Raw genomic sequence first — 25,227 nt, forward strand, 5'->3', positions numbered from 1 at the left:
TGAAGATTATCCTAACGCTACATCTAGAATCATCATCAAAACAAAGCCAATCATAAACATGATAGTGCCGAGGTTTGAATGTTCGCCTTCTGACATTTCAGGAACAAGTTCTTCAACAACAACGAAGATCATTGCACCGGCAGCAAAGCTTAGGAAATATGGAAGAATTGATATTACATGACTTGCAAGCAGTATTGTAAGCAAACCGGCAACAGGTTCAACTATTCCGGAAAGAATTCCATACCAGCAGGACTTTGCTTTAGAAAGCCCTTTTGAGTGAAGCGGCATTGAAATAATTGCACCTTCCGGGAAATTCTGAATTGCGATTCCGAGTGCCAGTGTAAGAGCACCGGCTTCTGTAATCTGAGCAGAGCCGGAATCCCAGCCTGCATACAAAATACCAACAGCCATTCCCTCAGGAATATTATGAAGAGTGACAGCAAGAACCATCATCGTTGTTTTCTGAAGACTAGTTTTAGGACCTTCCTGGCTTTCATCAAGGTGCATATGTGGAACAACCTTATCCAGAATTAAAAGGAAAATCATTCCGACACAAAAACCAACAGCCGCAGGAATAAAGGCAAGCTTTCCACGGTCACTAACCATTTCCATAGAAGGAATCAAAAGACTCCATACTGATGCGGCAACCATGACACCTGCAGCAAAGCCAGAAAGCATATTCTGTAGCTTTACATTCAACTCCCGTTTCATAAAGAAAACAAGAGCGGCTCCAAGAGAAGTTCCTAAGAATGGAATTAAAAGACCTCGTGCAATCAAAAAATTCATATTGATTTCCTTTCAAATTATTCTTTTATCTGCGAACAGATAAGCTCATACGCTTCATCATAATTTTTTGCAACTAAGCCCGGATTTTTCTTTTCAAGCCCCCTGGCTGAATTAAAACCAAAAGGAACAGAAACAATTGGAACGCCAGCCCGTTTACATGCTTCAATATCACGAATTTCATCGCCCACGTAAACAAAATCTGTTTTAAGCTGTTTTTTTGCCTGTTTTAGAGCTTTAATTTTTCCGAATATCGCAACATCAGTTTTCATGTAACTGAAGTAATCATCCAGATTATTTTTCTTAAGAAAACCAGATACGCAGGCTGCAGAGTTAGTAGTGATTATTCCAAGTTTATGGCCTTCTGACTTTAATTTTGTAAGAAGCTGTGCGGCACCATCAATTATTGAGACTTTATCGAAACTTTCATTCAAAAGCTTTTTAAAGTAAAGAACCAGCCGGGGAAGCTTGAAGAAACTGATATGAGCTTCCTTCATAATTTCCAGAGCAGAAAGTTCCATACCTCTTTCGCGTTCAACACGTTTATAACCAAGTCTTTCTGCATGGGAATTTACAAGTTCAAATCCAAGGCCAATACTATCAGCCAGAGTGCCATCAAAATCAAAAATAATCATATTTGTATCCTACTCCACTTTTTAGTGGTATGCAACAATTTTTCCTATCATATTTTTGCGACGGATGGAGAGCTGGAATTCTTTTTTTTGATAAAAAAAATGGGCCGCTGTCGCAGCCCATTTTATAACGGTTCTTCGATTATAACCTACATCTTCTCGAGGTAAGGAACAAGAACAAGCTTCATTGCGTTCTTGATTACCTGGAGAGTACAACTTGCAAGGTAGAGACGAGCTCCGGCAAGCTGCTTGTTTTCTGCAGTTACAATCGGGCAGTTCTGATAAAACTTACTGAACAGTTTTGCAACCTCGTAAACATAAGCAGCAACTTCACTTGGATCAAGATTTTCAGCAGCCTTTGCAATTACATTTGGATAATCACCAAGCTGTTTAATCAAAGCCCATTCATCTTCACTTGAAAGAAGTGCAACTGCAGCTTCTGAACCATCTTCTGCAACACCAGCCTCAGCAGCCTTAGCAAGAATTGAATTGATACGTGCACCCATGTACTGAAGGTATGGACCTGTATTTCCGTTGAAGCTCAAAGACTCTGCAGGGTTGAAAAGCATATCTTTGATTGGAGTTGCCTGTAGCATGTAATAATGAAGAGCACCAAGTGCAACCTTTTCTGCAACTTCGTCTGCATCGCCTACTTCACCGTCGCGGCCACGCTCTTTGATTGCAGCAAGGGCGTCTGCGTGAAGCGAGTCTACAAGGTCATCTGCATCAACAACAGTACCTTCACGGCTCTTCATACGTCCGCTTGGAAGATTTACAAGACCATAGCTGAGGTGATAGAGTTTATCTGCCCAGTCAAAGCCAAGCTTTTTAAGGATGTGGAACAGAATCTTAAAGTGATAATTCTGCTCGCTTGCAACAACGTAAACAAGCTGATTGAAAGCCCAGTCGTCGTGGCGGCTGATTGCAGTTCCAATATCCTGAGTAATATAAACAGAAGTTCCGTCTTTGCGGAGCAAAACCTTCTCGTGATTGTCTTCGTCCTTACCCTTACCTACAACGTCTGTAACGTCGATGCGAACAGATCCGTCTTCAGCCTTAAAGAAAACGCCCTTTTCAAGGCCTTTCATAATTTCATCTTTTCCCTTAAGGTAAGTTTCACTTTCAAAGTAGTATTTATCAAAGCTGATTCCAGTGCGCTCATAAGTTTCTTTTACACCGTCGAAAGTCCAGCCGTTCATTTTTTCCCAGAGAGCATGAACTTCAGGATCTCCTGCTTCCCACTTAATCAGCATATCTTCTGCCATCTGATTTGCTTCCGGATGTGCAGTCTCAGGCTTGTCTTTTTCGCCCTTAAGATATTTATCGAACTCAACATAGCACTGACCAACAAAGTGGTCACCCTTCATTCCGAGTGATTCCGGTGTATCACCGTTTGCCTCGTGGAAGAGTTTATATGCGAGCATAGATTTACAGATATGAACACCGCGGTTATTGATAAGGTCTACCTTGTAAACTTCTGCACCGGCAGCCTTAAGAATGCGGCTAACAGATTCACCGAGTGCGTCGTTGCGGACATGACCAAGGTGAAGCGGTTTATTTGTATTTGGAGAAGAGAACTCAATCATAACACGGCGGCCTTCGAGAGGCTTTTTTCCGTCGCTGTTAATTGAACCGTAAGTGTCGCCCTGAGCTTTAACTGCAGCAAGAATTGGAGCTGCTGCGCCAGCCTTGTTAAGTTTTACGTTTACATAAGGACCAACAGCAAGGAACTCTCCAAGAGATTTGTCTGTGATTTTTGCAACAACGCCGGAAGCGATCTGAGGTGGAGCCATACGAAGTGCCTTTGCAAAAACAAACATAGGTGCACCAAGGTCTCCCATTTCCGGATTCGGAGCGTTCTGAACTACAATTTTATCCGCGCTGACAGCTTCAGCCGCTGGATCTTTTTCTTTGATAAACTCATTCAAGGCCGCAGCAATAATTGCACGGCAAGTATCTTTAACATCTGCCATAGTAAACGTATTATAAAGAAATAAAGTGATGTTAGCAACCAATGAATTTTTTATGCTAAAGCTCGCCCGGTGCCGGATTACACAAGGCCTTTCAACAAGCAGATTATCCATCTGCCTGTCCAGCTGCCGGTAATTGTGAATTACAACTTCCAGCTTACAGCCTGTTTACGAGAGTCAATAAACTTTGCATAGATTCCGCCTTTGGCAACAAGTTCTTCATGTTTGCCCTGCTCTGCAATACGGCCTTTGTCTATTACAACAATCTGGTCTGCATTGCGAACTGTTTTTAAGCGATGTGCAATCATAATTACAGTTTTCTCTTTAGTAAGTTCTGAAACTGCATTCATAAGTTCACGTTCATTTTCAGGGTCAACATTTGCAGTTGCTTCATCAAGTATGATGATTGGAGCATCTTTCATGATTGCGCGGGCAATAGATATTCGCTGTTTTTCCCCACCGCTTAAACTAGCTCCGCCTTCACCAATTACTGTATCGTAGCCGTCTGGCAGTGCCGAAATAAAGTCATGACAACAGGCTTTTTTTGCCGCAGCGATAACTTTTTCCATTGGAGCATCCGGCTCTCCAAAACGGATGTTATTAGCAATTGTATCATGGAAGAGATAAACATTCTGAAAAACAAAGCTGTAGTTTTTCATAAGGTCGTCCATGTTGTAATCGCGGACATCTTTTTCACCAAGTGTTACGGTTCCCTTGTTTACATCCCAGAAACGCGCAAGAAGATGACAGAAGGTTGTTTTTCCACCGCCGCTTGGACCAACGATGGCAGTCGTGGTATTTGCAGGAATTTTGAGGGAAATGTTGTCGATAATTTTACGTTTGTCGTAAGCGAAGTCGATGTTGCGGGCTTCAATATTAAGTCTATCTTTTATTTCCGCCTTCGCAGCACAGCTGCTCGGAGACTCGCTAAAAACAGTCCACTGGACTGTTTTTCCCTGCTCCGCAGGTCGCTCCCTACCCTCGATATTCATTGTCGGCAGAGCCAGAATCTTACTTGCCTTAGTTACGCCAATATCAATTGTTCTCAAAAGCGCTGAATAGTTACCGCCGGCCTCAAGAGCATTAAACAACATGAATGAACAAACAAGCATTGTACTGCAGTTTGCCAGGTCCATTGTTCCAGCAAGATAGAAATATAACGAAGCAAGCATCATCGCTACACCACTGAGTTTTGCAACTAACGATTGTAAGTTTGAAACCGGAATACAACGCATCTCCATTTTGATGAGAATCTTCAGACGTTTTTCAATAACAGAATTAAGTTCACGGCGTCGTTTTCCTGCAAGGTTATATGCTTTTACTTCTGCAATTCCCTGAATGTATTCCAGTACCTTTCCAATCTCGGCCGCATCAGCTTTAATTTTTTCTGCAGAAATATCACGAACAGCTACACGCATAAAGAGATTTACAAATTCAAAAAGTCCAAAACCTGCAAGTGCAACCAGAGCAATACGCCAGTCAAAGAAGAAAAGCATTACAATAATAAGCGAAGTATCGAGTAAGCCCTGGAAGACCATCATTACAGCACGGGTTGCAACATCACCTACAGACTCCATTGTATTTGTTGTTACAGAAGTAATTTCTCCAAGACTATTTTCGTTGAAGTATCCCATAGGAAGATAACGAAGATGTTCTGCAATTTCGATACGTTTTTTTGCGCAGGTACGATAACCGCCTTCGCACTGCCACATTGCAGTTACCTTTCTGGTAATAATACCACCTATTATGCTGACACACATAATTGCAAAAGAAAGCCATACAGTATTCATTTCAAAGGCAGTTCCATCAATTGCTGCAGCTATTACTCCTCGAAGCATCACTGCTACAGCCCCTATTCTTAATGCCATAAAAAGTGAATTGAAGATTCCAACTATAATCGAACCGGTAAATTTTCTTCGGTTCTCGACATCACAAAATCTAAAAAATTTAATTAACGTTTCAAACATTTTTTAGTCTCCTACTCATCCTTTGCATCAATATGTGCTTCCCACATATTCTTATAAAGACCGCCCTGTGCCAGTAATTCTTCATGAGTTCCAGAACTGTCTATAAGGCCATCTTTAATTACATAAAGCTTGTCTGCATCTTTTACAGTTGAAAGACGATGAGCAATTACAATCAGAGTTTTTCCGGCAACAAGCTTTGCTACACTCTGCTGAATTATTGCTTCATTTTCTGGATCTGTATAAGCAGTAGCTTCATCCAGAATTACGATTGGAGCATCCTTCATCATTGCACGGGCAATTGCAATTCGCTGACGCTCACCACCGCTCAAGTGCGCTCCGCTTCCACCGACAATTGTGTCAAAACCATTTTCAAGAGACATGATAAAATCATAACAGCCTGATTTCCGTGCTACCTCTTCAACATCAGCATCGGTTGCACCTTCGCGACCCAGACGAATATTTTCACGCACACTCATATCAAAAAGAAAATTATCCTGACTTACGTATGCGACACGGCGGTTATATTCTTCGAGAGAAAGGTCTTTGATATTTACACCACCGATTTGTACGGATCCGGAATCAACATCCCAAAGCGATGCAATAAGACGGGCAATTGTAGATTTACCAGATCCGCTTGGGCCAACAAAGGCGGTGTACGAACCTTGTGGAAGAGACATTGAAACACCATGTAGTATTTCTTTTTTCTCTTCTCCTTCAATTCCTTTGTGATAACTAAAATGGACATTTTTCAAAAGGATAGAATTATCTGCCGGCTTTTTCTTATCTTCTGCTGGACGGTCGAGTTCTTCGAGTTTCATAATTGAACCGACTTCTCCAAAAATTGCACCGGCCTTTGCTATATCATCATGATAGGTAAAGGCAATAAGGAAAGGCTGGATTGCGCTGACAGCAAGAATAATCATCGTAATAAAAGTTGATGCATCTACATTTCCTTTAAAGAAAAGATACCCGCCAATCGGAAGAAGCGACAACAGAAGACTCGGTGTAACAACAGTAGCCACCGCATGCGGCCAAATACAATCTCGCATCCATTCAACATAACATGCAGAACCTTCCTGAGCAGCCACTACAAAGCGCTCATAAGAAGATTTTGATTTTCCAAAGGCTTTGATTACCTCAATTCCGTTGATGTACTCTACAGCAGTATCATTCAATGCCTTTGTTTTATCCAGAGCATACTTAAATCGAGCAGGACCATCTTTCATCATAAAGCACATAGCGATAAAACCGATTGGAAGTACAGCCATACACGCAAGAGCAAGACGCCAGTCTATAACAAACAGATAAATAACAAGTATTATTGAAAGAATTATATTTGAAGTATATTCAGGAACGATATGAGCGAGAGTTGTTTCCATACTGTCTATTCTTTCGATCATGATATTTTTAAGTGAACCAGAAGGCATATCAAGAACAGTTCCAAGTGGCAGACGGGTCAACTTATCGCACATTTTTTTTCTGATATTACCAAGCAGATTAAAAGTTGCGATATGGCTCATGGAAGTTGAAATCATATGAAAGACAACATTTCCAAGCCAGAACAACGCAACAATTCCAGCTTCACGCAGGAACAATGACCAGTCACGAACACCGGCAAGAAGCTGCTGCACAATTCTTGCAATCATAAAATACGGCGCAATACAACACGCCACACTAAGCAGAGCAAAGAACACACTTGTGATGTACTGCCCTTTTTTCTCTCCTGCAAATTCAATTATCCAGCCAACAAGGCTTTTTTTTGCAGGAGATTTAGTTTTTGATGACATAATTTTTAACCTCACTTTGTTAGTTTTTTCTAACTTTCTTATAATATCCTTTTACATACCTGTTAGCAATAACTAACCTATAAGAAAATAATTCAAAATATAAAAAAAAATTGCAGAATGGAGCATTTTTTTCTTTTTAGAGCAAAAAAAAAACGGCAGTTATTGTACTGCCGGCTAAAAGGAATGGACTTTTTCAGTATATAAATATTAGAAAGTATACTTCCAGTAAACAGGGAATGAAAGCATTGTTGTATCTTTCATAATACATGCAAACACACTTGCACCAACTGTATTATGTTCGCTGAATGAATAACCAATTCCAGGGCTAACTTCGATTGCCCAGGAATCATCATTATCAAAGTCTGATGAGAATCCACCATAAAGATTTGCGCACAATGTATCATTTATCATGTAAGTAAGATTTACTGCTGAATAAAGTTCGTTATCTTCATCAGCTTCACCACCAACAGAAAGCACTGCATTTGCATAGATACCAAACGAATTGATATTATACATTACAGCAGCATTTATAAGATTTCCTGTTACACTGTAATCTTCAAGGTTTCCGTTGTATGTAAAACCTGCATTAAGTGTAAAACCTTCAATTCCTGTATAAGATGCATAAGCTCCAAAAGTGCGGTCAGCAGAAACAACATTACGTACAGCAAAACCGAAAGCTACAGTCTCTGCAAATGTGTATTCAGCTCCAAAATTAACCATTGGTTTTTCATCATCGTGTCCAAAGTATGAAATGAAATCTAAGCCACCTGCAACCACCAGACCTTCAACTGGACGTACGAATAATCCGAAATCGCTACCCATATTGGCGTCATCAAGTTCCTTTTCAAGACAAGGAAGATAAGAACCTGCTACAGGATAGCTTCTGTGAAATCCGATTCCCAAAGCATTAACTGGACGAAATTCAATAAATGCATCTGAAATAAAATCATCAGAACCGAATTCAAAAACACTGCCATTTTTTGACGCAGTGAATTCAATTTCTACACCAAGATCAAGTTTATCAGATGAATATTCAGATTTTGCCTTATTCTTAAAAGCAGACAAACTAGTATCTGTTGATGACTCCGAAATAGAAATATCTGTAACTCCCCATGTGAGTTTATTTTCAAATGTCACTTCTTGTGCAAATGAAACAGATGCGATAAAAGCAGCTACGGCTGTAATTATCATTTTTTTTGATTTAATCATTTTTGTTTCTCCTTGTTAGTTATTATTAACTCTAGTTAGCAATAACTAACAGTGGCGTATAATAATTTATTTTATACATCTCGTCAAGCATGATTTATGATTATTTTATTTTTTTATACTCAGGTTCTGTCGAATTACCATGTTTTTATACTGGCCGTCTTTAGCCAAAAGTTCTTCGTGTGTACCAGACTCAACAATCTGTCCATTTTTGATAACCATAATTCGGCTGGCGTTACGGATTGTGTTTAAGCGGTGGGCAATTACAATCAGAGTTTTGCCGCGACAAAGTTCTGAGATTGCTTCCTGAATGAAGTGCTCGTTGTCGGCATCTACGCTGGCAGTAGCTTCATCAAGGATTACGATTGGCGCATCCTTGAGCATACAGCGGGCAATTGAGATTCTCTGCTGTTCACCACCACTGAGGTCTGCTCCTCCCTCGCCTATTACTGTGTCAAAGCCGTCTGGCAACTGCATGATAAAATCGTAACAACGGGCCTTCTTTGCAACTTCAATAACTTCTTCACGGGTAGCGTTCGTTTTTCCCATGGCGATGTTGTTGTAAATAGAGTCCTGGAAAAGATAAACTCGCTGAAAAACCATACTGATATTATCCATGAGATTTGCGACTGGAACCTTGCGGATGTCTGTACCACGGATTTTTATACTGCCTCTTTTTACATCCCAGAAGCGGGCAAGAAGATTTGCAATTGTTGATTTTCCTCCGCCGCTTGGACCGACCAGCGCTATCATCTGTCCTTTCTGAACATCAAAAGAAATATCATGAAGAGCCTCTTTATTTCCGTAAGCAAAACTAACATTCTGATAAGAGATTTCAGGAAGTCCTTTGCGAGCTGCATCTTCTGCAGACATCAAAGTATCTTTTCCTTCATTTACAATTTCAGCTTTATCAAAAACACTTTCGATTCGGTCCAGGCAGGCATCTGTTACTGTAAGGCGGGCAATGTTTCCGTAGTAAGCTTTTATTGGCGCAAACAAATCAAAAGCAAAAAGTACCATTCCCAAAAAATATTCATTAGTCATCATACCCTTTGAAGAGAGCAGACCGGAAACAAAAAGTGTAAGAGCAGTTACGATTCCATAAGAAATCAGAACAGAAGCCCACCAGGGAGCATAAGCCATCTCAAAACCGATTGAGTTCTTACTGCTTTCTTCAAAGCTTTCACTCACTTCTTTTGATTTTTCTCCAAGCAGATTAAAAGTCTTGATAATTCCAATTCCCTCCGCAAACTCCAGGACAGCGCTTGTCATTTTTTCTGCAGTTTTCTGCTTAAGCATAGAATGTGAAATTGAAATTCTTGTAGTGATATTTCCAAAAAGAATTACGAGCAGGAGGCAGGCAAGAGCAGTGAGTCCCAGCTGCCAGCTCAAAAAGAACATAAAGGCTATCATAAGCCCCTGAGAAATCATAAGACCAACAAGCTCTTCCAGAACCATCATACAGTTTTCTTCGATAAAGTTCATGTCGGTTGCAAGAACGCTGCTCACCTTGCCGATGTTTCCCTCGGTAAAATAGCCCATGGTAAGCTTACGGAAGCGGTCGCCCATCTCCATGCGTTTGTCCGCAAAAACCTTAAAGCCGGTAGCCGACTGAAGACGGTCTGTAATATTTTGCATTACAGCCTGAAGAATCACACAGGTGAGAATAATCAGTCCGTAAATAAGGCAGCTTTTTTTAGTCATTCTGCCAGCCATAAAATCACAGGCCAGAAAGAAAGAAGCCATAAGTGGCGACTTCATCACAAGGCCCTTTATAAAGCCCGGCAGGTAAGACACGCGAATCGGAACCTTGTATTTCCCGCAAAATTCCACCAGCCGATGCATCATCGAAATCATAGATTTATTTTGTTTTTTCATTTTTATATTTCTCCATCAAGAGGGGGAAGACTCCCCCTGCGCCCGCACGTTGTTGCGGGCTACTCTCTCTCCTAGGGGGCCCCCCCCTAAGACCCCCGCTTATATCTTCCAGTTTGCAGCGGCAGTAGAAGCCTGCCACAGCTTCTGGAACTCTTCGCAGTTCTTCATTAATTCTTCGTGTATGCCCTGCGCAATCACATTGCCCGCCTTGAGTACACAAATCTTGTCTGCATTTTTGATTGAAGAAAGTCTGTGGGCAATTACGATTACAGTTTTGTCTTTAACAATTTCTGCAATTGCGGCGTTCATCTTTTCTTCGTTTTCCGGATCCATAAAGGCGGTAGCTTCGTCTAACACAATTACCGGAGCATTTTTCAAAATTGCACGGGCAAGAGAAATTCGCTGTCGCTCTCCGCCGGAAAGTTGCTTGCCGCTGTCTCCTGCCATTGTGTCTATTCCTTTAGGGAAGCAGGCAAGGAACTCATCGCACTGGGCACGATGAGCGGCGTCTAAAACTTCTTCACGAGTTGCTGATGGCCGGCCTATCAGAATGTTTTCGTAAAGGCTGTTGTTGAAAAGGAACTGCTCCTGGGCTACATAAGAAATCTGATTGTTCAGGGCTTCGATTGACATGTCGGTAATGTCCTGTCCGCCGATTTTTATGCTGCCTGAATCAAGGTCGTAAAAATGAACAAGGAGTTTTGCAAGGGTTGATTTACCGCTACCCGATTCGCCGATGAGGGCGGTAGTTGTACCCTGCTTGAGGGTGAGGTTTATGCCGTGAAGGACCTCATCTTCTTTATAACTAAACTTCACATCCTTAAACTCAATATCATAATTCTTGCCTTCAAAGCTGTGAGTTCCCTGCTTGATTGCCTCGCCATTCATCATCTTTTCGAGCTCGGCAATTTTATAATCCAGCTGTGGAATCTTTCCACCAAAACTTAGGGCACGAAGAATTGAAGAACCAATCGAAAAGGACATGCACAAAACTAAAAGCAGCTGGCTCAAATCAATAGTACCGTTCAAAACAAGAAGGGCTCCAATCGGCAAAGTAAAAAAGGCCAGACAAGGAAGAGTAGAATTATAAACTGCCATCCATGGCCAGCAAACCTTATACCAGGCGAGAGTAAAATCACGATAGCCGCGAACTGCATCTCCAAATCGGCGGAAGGAATCTCCATCTTTGTTGAAAACTTTGATTGCCTCCATTCCGTTTACATACTCGATGATTGTGTTGTTCATCTTTTTTGCGGACTCGTAATATGCTCCCATTTTAGACATTCCGGCCTTCATCATCATGGACATTGCAAAAACGCCGACAGGAATTATTGCCAGAGTCAAAAGTGCAAGACGCCAGTCAAATATGAACATTGCGATTATCACGATGAGAGGAACTAAAAGATTTGCAATTCCCTCCGGAATGGCGTGGGCAAGCAGAAGCTCAAGCTGGTCGATATCGTCTGTAAAAACACGCTTTATCTGACCGGTTCCCATTTCCTTGATATTTCCCAGCGGCTGATTTTCAAGCTTTGACTTTAGCGAGATGCGGATATTTTTCAGCGTGTTATAAGCACTCACGTGAGAAAAACATAGGCCTGTCGTATAAGAGATTGCGTAAAAAGCAAGGCAGGCAAAAATCAATAAAACGCGGACTACAACAAAATGAAAGTCCGGCAGCTGATGTCTTGTAAGCGGAAGAATCAGCTGATACAAAAAGAAATAAGGTGCTACGTTGGCAATAATTCCAAGTGTTGTAAGCACCGACGCAATGACCGTATATTTTTTATACTTTCCAATATACGGAGCGACAGATTTTAACATAGGGCCTCCGAAATAACTTTTTAGTGTTAGTAATAACTAACTGTATTCGAGTATAATTTATTGCAAATATTGATTTCTACTAAAAAACGGGAGAAAATTAACAGTTTTCAGTAACAGGGGGTTTCATCATTGAATATTTTTTTGGTGAAAGCCCAAACTTTTTCTGAAATTCTTTTGAAAACCAGCTCATATTTGTGTAGCCGCTCTGCAGAGCAGCTTCCGAAACATTCACTTCTTTACTGGAAATAAGTCGGGCTGCATTTTCCAGACGTTGGTCTTGTATATATTGATGAATTGATGTTCCGTATAGAGAACGAAAAAGACGGGTAAGTTTGCTTTCGCTCATGGAAAGATTTATTGCGAGCTGGGGAACTTTATAATCATCTGCGGGATTAAATTGGATTCGGTGGTGCAGGGTTTCTACCTGAGCAATATCAGACTGATTTCCTTCTGCTATAGTTTTATTGCGTTCTATTAGGGAAGTTTTGTTATAAAAGATTCCGTGCAGAACAAGGGCAATCAGTTCAATCATTTTTGCTTCGACGTAAACGCCCTTGAACTCATGATATTTTTCTGCACTGTCAATTTCTGAAAGAACTTTATACATGTCTGCTGTTATGGCAGTTTTTGTTACATGGGTCAGAAAAAGTGATTTACCCATTTCGATTTTATCTGAATCAAAATAGCGGGAAAGAAGAGTTTCAAAAAAATCAGTTGTCATCTGAAGACTTTTGAACTGAAAATTTTTATCTCCTTCATAATTCATGGAAGTTGCATAATTCTTGTTTCTGAAAACACAAACCTCACCTGGCAGCATGTTGACAGTTTCGTGGGCGCTGTCTACCTGCCAGTCAATTTTTTGATTAATGTTGAAGATAATCTGAATCTCGTCTTTCCCAAAATTGTCCGGACGGCTTGCAAAAGTTTTATCTTTAAAACTTAGATTCCAGTCATAATAAACAATCTGATTGCGACATTCCTTTCGAAGAAGTTTGAGGTCTCCAATCTCTTTTGGAATAAAAGCAGTTCCGTCAAAAAACTCATCTGGTGAAGAATTATAGACATTTGGTACAACAATCTGATTTTTCATTTTTTCGTAAACTTAAATTCTCTCCATTTTAATCTCGCATTTATCTAAGAGTTCTTGTACTGTCCGAGCTTTCATTTTTTGAGCAGCAAGCGCAACAACTAATCCGCAGGTTCTTGAATCTTCGAGTGCTTCATGAGCAAGATATGTTATCCCAAACTTTTCGCCAAGAAATGTAAGCGCATGCTTTTCATATTCCGGCCATACCTTTTTTGCAATCTGAAGTGAACAAAAATAATTATATCCCGGTAATTTATGATGATAAAAACTGCAGGCATCCCAAATTACACCCATATCAAATTTTGCATTATGAGCAACCAGTGGAAGTCCAGGTGTTTTTTCTATAAATGGCCGTACCTTGTTATCCCAGACTTCTGGAAACTTTGGAGCATTTTTTACATCTTCATAAGTCAGATGATGAATCTGATCTATCCATTCCTGAACAAAATAATCGTTTGGCGGACAAATCAACTCATACATGCAATCTGCTTCTTTCCCATCTATATAGCGGACAAGACCAACTGAAATTGCACTGTTGCCATATTGATTAGCTGTTTCAAAATCTATTGTTATATAATCTAAACTTTGTTTTTTTACATCAGGTTCATCATCAAAAAGTGATAACTGAGAATCTTCATACAATGCCTTGTTAGTCATAACTAATTATTGCATTTTTTATAATCAGTTTCAATACAAAGTCTATTGACATCAAAATTAAATCTCTTTAAGTTAGTTATCACTAACTATAATCTACATCAAAAGGAGAATTAAAAATGGGTGATATAGTTGAAAAGTCAAAGACTAAAAAATTAACCGTCAAAGATTTGATTTTCGCCGGTGCTTTTGCCGCAATTTATCTGATCGCAGTCCTGGCAATTATGATGCTTGTTGGAACTGTTCCTATTCTTTATGTTATGTGCCCGGGTATTCTTGGAGTTCTTTTAGGTTCTATTTACCTGCTTAGCGTAACAAAGGTAAGAAAGTTTGGCACTGCTCTTATTATTGAACTTCTTTTCGCATGCATCTCTACAGGCTTTGATCCGATCGCTTTTACTGTATGTGTTGTTTCTGCCCTACTCGCAGAAATCTGTATTTTGATTGGAAGATATAAATCAAAACTCTGGTATGCAATTTCTTATGTTTTCTTCAATATTGGAACTGCAGCAAACTTTATCAGAATCTTTTTTGCAAAGGATGCTTATATCGAAAATCTTCAGAAACGTGCCGGCGGAAGTTTTGCAGATGGAATGATCAAACTTCTCTCTCCATGGTGGTCATGGATTATGATTATAGGCCTTGCCGTAGTTGGTGGAATCATCGGAGCATTTATCGGTTCTAAGTTAATTAAAAAGCATTTTGAAAAAGTAGAAATTGTTTAAGCATCAAGTAAAATGTTCTCATCAAATAATAATTCGATATTAAAACTTGATCCAAGAACAAAGCTTGTAATTTTGCTGGGTACAATGTTTTTCTCCCTCAGAAATCTCAGCGTTATACCCGCAATAATCTGCATCGCCTTTCTTGGAATTATTATATTTTTAGAAGGTGAAGGCTTTACCGCCATCAAATATTTTATTGGCTGCTCTATAGTTCTTTTGATATTTCATGGTGTCACAAAAAGCACTGTCACCTCTACTCTCGATATGATTTGCGCGGCCATAATGGTGATGATAAAATTCATCTGTCCGATTGCAATGGCGCTCGCACTATTTACAAAAACTACAAAAATGGCAGATTTAATTTCTTCATTTCAAAAACTTCATCTGCCAATGACTTTTGTAATTCCCTTTATCGTAATGATTCGTTTTATGCCTACAGTTTCTGATGAATGGGAAAGCATAAAAAAAGCAATGCTGTTTCGCGGCATAAAATTTGATCTCCGAAATCTTTTGCTGAAACCAGCTCAAACAATCGAATATATTCTGGTTCCTCTATTATTCAGTTCAATGTCTTTGATGGAAGAACTCGCATCTTCTGCAATGGCACGTGGACTCGACAGCAATCAAAAAAGAAGCTGCTATTCTGCTGTCAAAATGAAATTCTTTGATTACCTGGTTATTATTTTATTTTTAGGATTCATAGTAATAAGCCTTGTAAAATTTCAGTGAGGTTTAAAAATGATTAAAATTGATGATGTTTCATTCTCATATTCTGGAAAGGCAAAAAATCAAAATTGTCTTAAACATATAAATCTTGAAATTAAAGATGGTGAATTTGTTGTTTTATGCGGCAAAAGTGGCTGTGGAAAAACAACCTTCACCAGAATTATAAATGGTCTTGCCCCTCACTTTTATGATGGGCAAATGGAAGGCCATGTTTATATAAATGATATAGATGTTCCCCGCGAGCCAATCACAAAAATTTCCACTCTCGTAGGTTCCGTTTTTCAAAATCCAAAAAGTCAATTCTTCCATATTGATACTACAAGTGAACTTGTGTTCGGTTGTGAAAATCAAAATATGGATAAAGAGAAAATAAAAGCTCAGCTTGAAAGTACGGTTACTGATTTTCAGATTAAGCCTCTACTGGACAGAAGTCTTTTTGAGCTTTCTGGTGGAGAAAAGCAGCAGATTGCATGCGGTTCAGTTTATACAGCCCGCCCTGATATTTTTGTAATGGACGAGCCTACTTCGAACCTTGATAAAAAAGCAATAAACCGTCTCCAAAAGATTTTGACAAAATTAAAGAGTGAAGAAAAAACCATCATTGTTTCTGAGCATCGTCTTTATTTTCTAATGGATCTGGCAGACCGTTTTATTTATCTGAAAGACGGGCAAATTGAAAGAGAATTTACAAACGCCCAGATGAAAGCTCTTAGTGAAGAGGAGCTTCACAAACTTGGTCTCAGAACTACAAATCTTAATTTAATCAGGGCAACTCCTGTTTCGGTTCGGAATAAACAATCGGCAATTTCTGTCAGTGATTTATCGTGTCAGCGCGGCAACTCAACAATTCTTGATATAGATGATTTAAAGCTTCCTGCAAAAAGTGTCATTGCCTTGATTGGTGATAACGGAACAGGAAAAAGTACCTTCGCAGAAGCCCTTTGCGGAACCTTAAAATCAAACGGAACTATTTCTTTGGATAATGAAGTTTTGAGTGATAAGCAGAGAGCTGAAAAAAGTTTTATGGTTATGCAGGATGTAAATCATCAGCTTTTCTGTGACTCTGTTCTTCAGGAGTTAAAACTTAATAGCAAGGTAAGCGACGAAGAAGCCTGTTCTGTTCTTAGAAAACTGGGAATTGAAGAATATAAAGACCGGCACCCTTCATCTCTTTCGGGCGGACAAAAGCAGCGGGTTGCAATAGCCTCTGCCCTATGCTCTGGCAAAAAGATTATTTATTATGATGAACCAACAAGCGGTCTGGACTTTGAGGGAATGCAGAACTTTTCAAAAATCGTAAAAGAAACTGATTCTGAAGTTGAAGCCTCGGTTATCATTACTCATGATTTAGAGCTCATATTAAGTTGTTGTGATTATGTAGTACATATAGAACGAGGTCGACTTGTTTCCGCATATCCTCTCGATAAAGAAGGTATTGCTAAAGTCAGATATTTTTTCACGACAGAAAGCGAAGAAGCCTTTACACAAAAACGCGATAATTCCTCTTCAATTGTTCGCCTTATAAACCGAATGGGAAAATACAGAAAATATTTTTATGGAGCAATTGTCTGTATGGTGCTCGGAGTTCTTGCAAGCATTGTTCCTTATCTTATGATTTATAAAATCACAGATGGTCTTCTCAATTCAGTTTCCTTTAACTTAAAAACGATTGCTATTATTTTGAGTGGAATTCTTGGAGGCGGTTTACTTCATATCTTTTTGTATACCCAGGGACTTTCTCTTTCTCACAAAGCCGCCTTTAATACATTAAAAGAATTAAGAATACAATTAAAAGAAAAACTAAACAAACAGTCGTTAGGAACAATAAGACAAATCGGAACAGGAGCTTTAAAAAAACTTTTTACGGATGACATCGAAAGTATAGAAATCATTCTTGCACATGCAATTCCAGAAGGACTTTCAAATCTTCTTGTGTCTGTAATCGTAATTGTTTTTATGTTCCAGATAAACTGGCTTCTTGCACTAACCTCAATTCTCGTAATTCCAATCGGTTTGAAATGTATGACAAAAATGTACCGTGACGGAACAGAAAGAATGGGTGGTTATTTTGCAGCAGCTAAAAGAATGAATAACTCCATCATAGAATTTATAAATGGAATTGAAGTTGTAAAAGTTTTTAATTATCAGGAAGAATCTTACAAGAATTACGAATCTGGTGTTTTAAACTATAAGAACCTCAGTCTCATATGGTACAAGGTCTGCTGGCCATGGATTGCACTTTATACAAGTCTTCTTCCAAATATGCTTTTATTTACACTGCCGCTTGGTTCTATTGCCGTTATGACAGGACAGGCTACACTTGCACAATTGATTTTGATTATCTGTCTCTCGCTTGCAACCGGCTCAAATCTTTTGCGTGCACTTTCATTTATGGCTTCCATGACTCAGGTGAATTATAAGATTCAGTCACTGGAAAGAGTTTTAGACAGAACGCCTTTGAAAGAAGGTCATGCTGATTTTTCAGATAAATCAGAAAAGACGGATAGCTCTGAAGATATTACTTTTGAAAATGTTCATTTCTCGTATAAAGATAAGGAAGTTTTAAGAGATATTTCATTTACGGCAAAAGCAGGTGAGATGACAGCAATTGTCGGAGAATCTGGAAGCGGTAAGTCTACAATTGCAAGACTCATAGCTCATCAATATGACACAGACGGCGGCGATATTTCCTTAGGCGGAAAGAAAATTACCGACCTTAGTCTTTCTGCTCTTAATAAAAAAATCTCCTTTGTTTCACAGGAAGTTTTCCTCTTCAACAGAACCATCATGGATAATATCAGAATTGGAAATCCATCTGCTACAGACGAAATGGTAAAACAAGCTGCAAAGATTGCTTCCTGTGATGAGTTTATAGACAAACTCCCTGGCGGTTATATGGCTATGGCCGGTGATGCCGGAAAAAGACTTTCGGGAGGTGAACGGCAGCGCATTGCACTTGCACGGGCAATTCTAAAAGACGCCCCAATCATAATTCTTGATGAAGCAACCTCTTCTATTGATATTGAAAACGAAGAAAAGATAAATCGTGCTATCGAAAAAATCATAGAAAATAAAACAGTTATTGTAATTGCACATAAATTAAGCGCGCTTAAAAACGTGAACAAAATAGTTTTGATACAGGATGGGAAAGTTATTGAAGAAGGTCCTGCAAATAAGATTATGAGCAGGAGTGATTATTTCAAAAAACTTTATAAGCTTTCTGTAAATGCTGATAACTGGAAAGTTGGAAATCAAATCTTTACAAAAAATGGAGTAGAAAATGCTTAAACAAATCCGGCGAATTATAAAACTGGCAGATAAGTATAAAGGAAAAATCAGAATTGCATATCTCTTTTCATTTTTAAATTCTTATTTCACCTACTTTCCATACATGCTCAGTCTTTTTGTAATCAAAGCGCTGTTTGAAAAAACAATGAATTATAAAACTGTCGCTGTAATTTCGGGCATCTTAATTTTTTGTCTATTGGGACAGGTTTTATTCAGATATCTTTCTGACAGATTTCAGTCTACAGCAGGCTACGAACTTTTTGCGGATCTCAGAATGAAACTTGGCGACAGACTTAAAAAGATTCCTATGGGATTTTTTTCTGATGGAAATATTGGGAAAATCAGTACAATACTTTCAATTGATATGCAATTTATTGAGAGCAACTGTATGAACATGATTGCTGATTTTGCTGGAGATGTCTGCTCTCAGATTATGACCGTAAGCTTTATGTTTATACTTCATCCTTATCTTGGTGTGGTTTCTTTGGTTATCACTGCCCTCATTGTTTTAACAGGAAACCTTTGCATGAAGCACGAGCAGAGCGAAGCAGATAAAAAACAGGAACTGAATGAAGAATTATCTGAACAGGTTCTGGAATATATTGAAGGAATGAGCGGTATAAAATCTTACAATATGCTCGAATCAGAATCTAACGAACTGGACAAATCTTTTGTTCACATGAAAGATGAATGTCTCGAACTTGAAAAGAAAGTGACTCCAGAACTTAGAATGATTGAAAGCTTGAATATTCTTGGAATTACAATAATTACAGGGCTTGGAATTTATCTTTACAAAATAGGAAGTATTGATTTATACCGTACTCTCGGTATCAGTATTTTTTCTTTTGGGATTTTCAGACCAGTTAGAGAAATGTATCTTCAGGTTACAAGAATTGCAGTTATGAACAGCAGCCTGAACCGAATGGAAGAATTGTTTAATCTTGAGTTATTAGATGAAACTGATATTGAAATGATTCCGGACAATTGTCCAGCTGGAGTTCCCGAAATTGAATATAAGAATGTTTCGTTCTCTTATGAAGAAGAAGCAGTTCTGAAAAATATTTCACTTGAAGTTCCACCAAAAACTATGGCAGCTTTAACAGGACCTTCTGGTGGAGGCAAAAGTACAATTGCAAATCTCCTTACCAGATTCTGGGATATTAAGGAAGGTGAAATTTTAATTCGAGGCTGCGACATTCGTAAAGTTCCATTAAATAATCTGATGGATAATATCAGTGTTGTATTTCAGCGTGTCTATTTATTCAAAGATACAATTTTCAATAACGTGCGTATGGGAAAGCCTTCTGCTACTCGTGAAGAAGTTCTTGAATGTCTGAAGAAAGCACGTTGTATGGATTTTATAAATAAACTTCCGTTTGGAATTGATACAGTAATTGGCGAAGGCGGAGCAAGTCTTTCTGGTGGTGAGGCACAGCGTATTTCTATTGCAAGATGTATTCTGAAAGACTCCCCTATCATTATTCTTGATGAAGCAACAGCAAGTGTTGATGCGGATAATGAAGCTTATATTCAGCAGGCAATTGATGAACTTTGTGCTGGTAAAACTTTACTGGTTATTGCACACAGATTAAACACAATTAAAAATGCAAATGCAGTATATAAAATTGAAAATGGTAATTTAAGCAAAATCAAATAAATCAGCAAAGTTTTTTAGGTTGGCTAAAATACCATCGTTATAGAATTGTGTAAGTTTTGTTATATATGATTTTGCAACATCCAGTTCAACGCCTTCAATAAGTGGCGCGAAAAGTGCGTTATAAAAAGAATATGTGATTGTGCTCAAAAAAAGCTGTGTCGATTTATCTTTCTGGAACTTCTTAAAGTCTTCGAGAATTTCGGGCAACTGTTTGTTTAATTCTGTTAAATCAATTTCGCAAAGGTTTCGGGTAAAGTGTTCAAACCTCGTTCCTTTTGATTTTTGCAGGATTAATACAAACTGATCTTTGTGAAAATAAGCGTAATCCAGATATCGAAGATAATACTCTTCCGGATTTTTTGAAAAATCTTTTCTTCGGGCCATGTTCCAGTAAAGGATTTTATCTTCATTGAACATCTTGATAAAATCTGAATAAACTGGTTCAATCACGGCGGCAAAAAGTTCTTCTTTATTTTCAAAGCGGGTATAAACTGCACGCGGGCTTGTGTCGGCCTCGCATGCAATTGTTCTTATAGAAGCCCCTTCAAAGCCTTTTTCGAGGAATTCTTTTTTTGCAACTTCAATAAGTCTTTTGGAGACTCCTATAATTCTTTGCGGCATTATAACCTCAATTTTAAATGTCATTGCGAGGAGACCGAAGGCCGACGTGGCAATCTATTATTTGGATTGCTTCGCTACGCTCGCAATGACGCTGGATTTTATTCGCTCTGTAAAGTATACAATTTTTTGTAAACTTCGCAGGATTTCATGAGCTCGTTGTGAGTTCCGTTACCCACTACCCTGCCTTCATCCAGCACTATGATTCTGTCACAATTTACAATTGAGCGCAACCTGTGAGCTATCATTAACACCGTACGACCGTTAGTTAGTTTTTCAATAGCAGACTGAATCTTAGTTTCAGTTTCTGGATCAATCGACGCTGTACTTTCATCAAGCAGAACAATCGGTGCATCTTTTAAGAAGGCACGAGCTATCGAAAGTCTCTGACGTTCTCCACCGCTTAAGGTATGACCATTTTCTCCGAGCACTGTGTCAAACCCCTGAGGAAGCTTTTCTATAAACGGCATACACTGTGCGAACTCGGCGGCTTTTATAACCTGTTCACGAGTAGCATTTTTATTTCCAACCAGAATATTGTTATATATTGTATCATTAAAAAGCGTAACATCCTGGAACACAATAGAAAACAATTTGAAAAGTTCTTCCGGAGCAAGATTTTTTACATTCTGTCCGCCAACTAAAATCTCACCAGAATCATTATCCCAGAAACGCGCTGCAAGACGACAGATTGTACTTTTACCGCTGCCCGAAGCCCCTACCAGCGCAGTATACTCTCCCTGCTTTGCAGTAAAGCTTACATCAGATAAAACTTTTTCTCCATTTTCTTTATAGGCAAAATCAACATTCTTAAACTGAATATCATAATTTGAAGGAGCAAGTACTTCACTACCCGTCTGTTCAGGATAATCCATAATATGACGGATTCTGTTCGCCGCAACTTTTGACGAAATAACCGCACCAAGATGTTCGCAGGTATAACTTAGCGGCTCATATACCCAAACCGAAGCCAGCATGAAAATCAGATAAACTGAAGCAGAGATTTCACCCTTTACAAGAAGATTTGCTCCGACCATCGCAACAACACCGATTCCCATTCGAAGCAAATTGTAAGCAGTTGAAATACTCATTCCGGAAAGAAACTCAAAAAGCACAAGCCGGGGAACAAGCCGCCCCATCGTACGCCACAGTTTTTTTTGATAATCTTCGATATTTCCGGACGCTTTAAGAATCTTAATATTTTCAAGATATTCCTGAATGCGCTCAGAAATTGAAACTTTTATGTCACGGTTTTTCTGATGAGTTTTTCCGGAAATCGGATCACACAAAGCCATGGCAAGAGCCGCAAACGGAAGAACTGCAAAAAGTGCGAGAGTCATTTTTACATTCACAAAAAAAAGTGCACATACGGTTATCAGGATTCCAAGCATTCCGCCGATAAACTCTGTTACCTGATTTGCAAGAACACCTTCAATAATACCAATATCATCCATGATCGTAGAAGTAAGATCGCTCAAATCATGCTTTGAAAGAAAACTTTCGGGAAGGCGGCGAAGCTTATCTGCAAGATCCATTCGCATATTCAGATTTTCTGATGCGGCGTTGATATACTTCATCTTATACATTTTGCGATATGCAAAATACATCGAAATCACTATTACTGTTCCGGCGATAATCTGTAAAATAAGCGAAGTCTCAAAAGTTCCCTGATTTGCATACGACTCAAGCATTTTTGAAATACACTTGTAAATCATAACAAGAGGAACCATTGCAATCAGCTGAAAAACTGCAAGCCAGGCAGAAGCCTTGTAAACTGCGATTCTTGTATTTTTTGAAACGTTCAGAAATTTCTTAAGCATTTGAGGCCTCCTTTGCGCTGTCGTTTGAGCCAAGTTTCCAGCTGATTGCGCGGTTATATTCGTTTACCATTGCGCTATATTTTCCGCCGCGCTTCATCAGTTCATCATGATTTCCTTCTTCAATAATTTTTCCAGCTTCTACAACACAGATTTTATCTGCATCACGGACGGTCGACATTCTGTGAGCAATCATGATTACAGTTTTATTTTTCAAAAGTTCACTGAAAGCTTTACGAATCAGATATTCATTTTCTGCATCAGCAAAAGCAGTAGCTTCATCAAGAATGATGATTGGAGAATCTTTTAAGATTGCACGGGCAATTGCAATTCGCTGAACTTCACCGCCGGAAAGATAAACTCCCTTTGCGCCGTAAACTGAATCAATGCCATTCGGTAGTTTTGCGATTATGTCTTTGCACTGGGCAAGTTTAAGAGCTCGCATAATTTCGTCACGGCTGGCATCCTTACGATAAAGGGCAACATTTTCTGCAATGCTCATTTTCAAAAGACTGTTTTCCTGAAAGACAATACTCACAAGCTCGTTAAGTTTTTTCTGACTGATATCTTTTATGTTTACTCCGCCGAGCATCACCGCTCCATCAGTCACATCCCTGAGGCGGGCCGCCAGCGATGCAATTGTACTTTTACCACCGCCAGAAAGTCCGACAAGCGCGGTAGTTTTTCCTTCGGCGACCGAAAGATTAATTCCATCAAGTGCGAGTGGAAGTTCCGGTGCATAACGGAAGCTGACGTTCTTAAACTCAAAACCGTAATTGGCAGGGACCTCGGCGAACTCGTGGACGTCATCGCACTTGAGTTCCCCAGCAATACCCCCATCACCGTCCATTTTATACTCCATCACCTTCTCATCCAGAATCGTCTTAAGCGATTCCATTGCCTCATCCACAATAATCGATTCAGATGAGTTTCCCATAATTCGTTTTAAGATTGTCACTTCAAGAGGAATGATTGACGCAAAGAAAATGAACGATGCAAAAAGATGAATGGCACCGGCAACACCAGTCGCTCCGCCCACAACACCTTTCCACAGCACCAGCACCACCGGCACCAGCGTATAGAACACAGAGTTCATCGCCGTATTATAAAGGCTGTCCGCCGTCATCATAGAAATTGCAAACTTGTAAACGTACTCACAAAAGCCCTTCACAGAATTTTTATAACGTGCAAAAGAATCAGCTGTCTGCCCGAATGTTTTCATAACAGGAATACCTCGCACATACTCAACCGCTGCGTTCGACATATCCTTCTGCGCCTGCTGATAGGTTCGCACGAAGTCACTTCCATTTCCCATCATAATCACCATCAAAAGTACAAAGCCAATGATTACAGGAATCAGACAGGCAACCGAAAGCAACACGCTGTAACGGAACATAAAAATCACAAAGGCAACAGGAAGCACAATCGACATCGTAGTATTCGGAATCTGATGCGCAATCAGAGTTTCACTTGCGTCAGTATTTTTCTCGATGATTTTTCTAAGACTGCCGCTCGGGTTTGAATCATAATATCCTCCCGGCAATTTTCCAATATGGCAGATAAGCATTTTCTTCAATTGCACCGCAGTATTAAAAGCTGTGATATGAGAGAACAAAAGCGAAAGTCCGTAAAGTCCGTAAGCCGCACAAACAGCAAACACAATGCCCTTGCTAAACTCATAAAAAATCTCTTTATCAACGGAGCCGAGATTTCCGTAATTAGAAATAATTACCTCCGCGATTTTATACACAAAGGTATACGCATAAATATTTTCTATTGCCGACAAAGCAGCAAAAACAATGCTGATGAGCATGGTGATTTTGAAAGCGCCCATCGAGCGAAATAAAAAAGGTAGATTTGATTTTGATTTCATTTTTCTCCTCGTCATCAAGAACCGTCATACTGAACTTGTTTCAGGATCGGGATCTTTTGAAACACTGTTTCAATACACTCCTAAAAAACTGTCTGATGAAACTCACCAAACAGAAAATTTTTTTGAGGTATAGATATTTTTTAACTATTCTTTTTTTCCTTCAGATGCTTACGAAGAATCAGCCAGCCAAGATATACTCCGGCTACAGCCAGTACAAATACGATTAATGTTGAAACAACGCCCATGAAGCCGGTTGTATACTTTACCATTTCTTCCATTGCTTCTGGAGTCTGGCCGCGACCAATCCATTCAGACTTGTAACTTTCAAGAAAGAACCAGCTTGGAACGATTGATCCCCACGCCTGTCCAACATGGAAAACACCCGACGCAAGAGCGACCTTCCATACTGCAGGCTTTTCTTCGCGGGAAGCAATCACATCTGCAAGAACAGCTGCTACCATTGAAGTAATGAGCCATGGAAGATATCCGGCACCCATTATTGAAAAAATTAACATGATGATTGCCTGCATGATTGTGAACTGTCCGAACTTTCCAACCTTACGGGTAAGAAACAAAATTACAGCTCCAGTAAAAACAGCACAGATTCCAGGACTTATTGCGTGACCAAACTGTCCGAGCACCATTACAATCATACTGGCAACCAGGTAGAATACCAAGTACAAGGCTGTCAAAAGAGATGTCATTACAACATCCTTGATTTTTAATTTGCGCACA

General features: G+C 39.4%; 18 protein-coding genes. 4 read left to right on the forward strand and 14 right to left on the reverse strand.

What is annotated here, in order from left to right; translation table 11 throughout:
• Window positions 1-6: 6 nt before the first annotated feature.
• The 10 genes from BMY21_RS08440 to BMY21_RS08485 form a co-directional block, all read right to left on the reverse strand.
• A complete protein-coding gene (locus BMY21_RS08440; RefSeq protein ID WP_074642830.1) occupies window positions 7-786 on the reverse strand; it encodes a ZIP family metal transporter in 780 nt (259 codons plus the stop codon).
• A gap of 17 nt (window positions 787-803) precedes the next feature.
• Window positions 804-1,418: an HAD-IA family hydrolase gene (locus BMY21_RS08445; RefSeq protein WP_074642833.1), complete on the reverse strand. Its 615-nt coding sequence runs from the start codon at window positions 1,416-1,418 to the stop codon at window positions 804-806.
• Between the two features lie 146 nt (window positions 1,419-1,564).
• The gene (gene argS, locus BMY21_RS08450; RefSeq protein ID WP_074642835.1) at window positions 1,565-3,388 is read right to left on the reverse strand and encodes an arginine--tRNA ligase; all 1,824 of its coding nucleotides are present in this window, start codon (window positions 3,386-3,388) and stop codon (window positions 1,565-1,567) included.
• A gap of 140 nt (window positions 3,389-3,528) precedes the next feature.
• Entirely contained in the window at window positions 3,529-5,352 is a 1,824-nt protein-coding gene (locus BMY21_RS08455; protein WP_074642838.1) for an ABC transporter ATP-binding protein, read from the reverse strand.
• A gap of 11 nt (window positions 5,353-5,363) precedes the next feature.
• Window positions 5,364-7,139 carry an ABC transporter ATP-binding protein gene (locus tag BMY21_RS08460; RefSeq protein WP_074642841.1) on the reverse strand — a complete coding sequence of 592 codons (1,776 nt, stop codon included), beginning with the start codon at window positions 7,137-7,139 and terminating at the stop codon, window positions 5,364-5,366.
• 207 nt (window positions 7,140-7,346) lie between these two features.
• Window positions 7,347-8,348 carry a hypothetical protein gene (locus tag BMY21_RS08465; protein ID WP_074642843.1) on the reverse strand — a complete coding sequence of 334 codons (1,002 nt, stop codon included), beginning with the start codon at window positions 8,346-8,348 and terminating at the stop codon, window positions 7,347-7,349.
• 105 nt (window positions 8,349-8,453) lie between these two features.
• Complete coding sequence (locus tag BMY21_RS08470) at window positions 8,454-10,223, reverse strand: ABC transporter ATP-binding protein (RefSeq protein ID WP_256210340.1); 1,770 nt, start codon at window positions 10,221-10,223, stop codon at window positions 8,454-8,456.
• Between the two features lie 99 nt (window positions 10,224-10,322).
• Entirely contained in the window at window positions 10,323-12,047 is a 1,725-nt protein-coding gene (locus BMY21_RS08475; protein WP_074642846.1) for an ABC transporter ATP-binding protein, read from the reverse strand.
• Window positions 12,048-12,144: 97 nt separating this feature from the next.
• Window positions 12,145-13,137: a helix-turn-helix domain-containing protein gene (locus tag BMY21_RS08480; RefSeq protein WP_074642849.1), complete on the reverse strand. Its 993-nt coding sequence runs from the start codon at window positions 13,135-13,137 to the stop codon at window positions 12,145-12,147.
• Between the two features lie 12 nt (window positions 13,138-13,149).
• Window positions 13,150-13,791: an exonuclease domain-containing protein gene (locus tag BMY21_RS08485; RefSeq protein WP_083379798.1), complete on the reverse strand. Its 642-nt coding sequence runs from the start codon at window positions 13,789-13,791 to the stop codon at window positions 13,150-13,152.
• Between the two features lie 116 nt (window positions 13,792-13,907).
• Here BMY21_RS08485 and BMY21_RS08490 point away from each other — a divergent pair, with 116 nt between their 5' ends.
• Genes BMY21_RS08490 through BMY21_RS08505 form a run of 4 tightly spaced genes read left to right on the forward strand, consistent with a single transcriptional unit; the run spans window position 13,908 to window position 20,184 of the window.
• Window positions 13,908-14,513 (forward strand): MptD family putative ECF transporter S component, encoded by a 606-nt coding sequence (locus BMY21_RS08490; RefSeq protein ID WP_074642851.1) that lies wholly within the window; start codon window positions 13,908-13,910, stop codon window positions 14,511-14,513.
• Window positions 14,514-14,525: 12 nt separating this feature from the next.
• Window positions 14,526-15,242, forward strand: a complete 717-nt coding sequence (locus tag BMY21_RS08495) for an energy-coupling factor transporter transmembrane component T family protein (protein WP_074642854.1) — start codon at window positions 14,526-14,528, stop codon at window positions 15,240-15,242.
• 9 nt (window positions 15,243-15,251) lie between these two features.
• The gene (locus BMY21_RS08500; RefSeq protein WP_074642856.1) at window positions 15,252-18,527 is read left to right on the forward strand and encodes an energy-coupling factor transporter ATPase; all 3,276 of its coding nucleotides are present in this window, start codon (window positions 15,252-15,254) and stop codon (window positions 18,525-18,527) included.
• Entirely contained in the window at window positions 18,520-20,184 is a 1,665-nt protein-coding gene (locus BMY21_RS08505) for an ABC transporter ATP-binding protein (RefSeq protein WP_074642859.1), read from the forward strand. The genes BMY21_RS08500 and BMY21_RS08505 overlap by 8 nt, the downstream gene beginning before the upstream one ends.
• Here the strand turns inward: BMY21_RS08505 and BMY21_RS08510 are convergent.
• The 4 genes from BMY21_RS08510 to BMY21_RS08525 form a co-directional block, all read right to left on the reverse strand.
• Window positions 20,167-20,805 carry a TetR/AcrR family transcriptional regulator gene (locus BMY21_RS08510; RefSeq protein WP_074642861.1) on the reverse strand — a complete coding sequence of 213 codons (639 nt, stop codon included), beginning with the start codon at window positions 20,803-20,805 and terminating at the stop codon, window positions 20,167-20,169. The two genes, BMY21_RS08505 and BMY21_RS08510, sit on opposite strands and share 18 nt — an antisense overlap.
• A gap of 98 nt (window positions 20,806-20,903) precedes the next feature.
• On the reverse strand, window positions 20,904-22,622 hold the full coding sequence (locus tag BMY21_RS08515; RefSeq protein ID WP_074642864.1) for an ABC transporter ATP-binding protein: 1,719 nt from the start codon (window positions 22,620-22,622) through the stop codon (window positions 20,904-20,906).
• Window positions 22,615-24,492, reverse strand: coding sequence for an ABC transporter ATP-binding protein (locus BMY21_RS08520; protein ID WP_074642867.1), 1,878 nt, complete (start codon window positions 24,490-24,492; stop codon window positions 22,615-22,617). The genes BMY21_RS08515 and BMY21_RS08520 overlap by 8 nt, the downstream gene beginning before the upstream one ends.
• 140 nt (window positions 24,493-24,632) lie before the next feature.
• Window positions 24,633-25,226, reverse strand: a complete 594-nt coding sequence (locus BMY21_RS08525; protein ID WP_218141044.1) for an MptD family putative ECF transporter S component — start codon at window positions 25,224-25,226, stop codon at window positions 24,633-24,635.
• Between the last annotated feature and the right edge of the window lies 1 nt (window position 25,227).

Origin of the sequence: Treponema bryantii, from assembly GCF_900111035.1 — a bacterium.
Lineage (GTDB): Bacteria > Spirochaetota > Spirochaetia > Treponematales > Treponemataceae > Treponema_D > Treponema_D bryantii_C.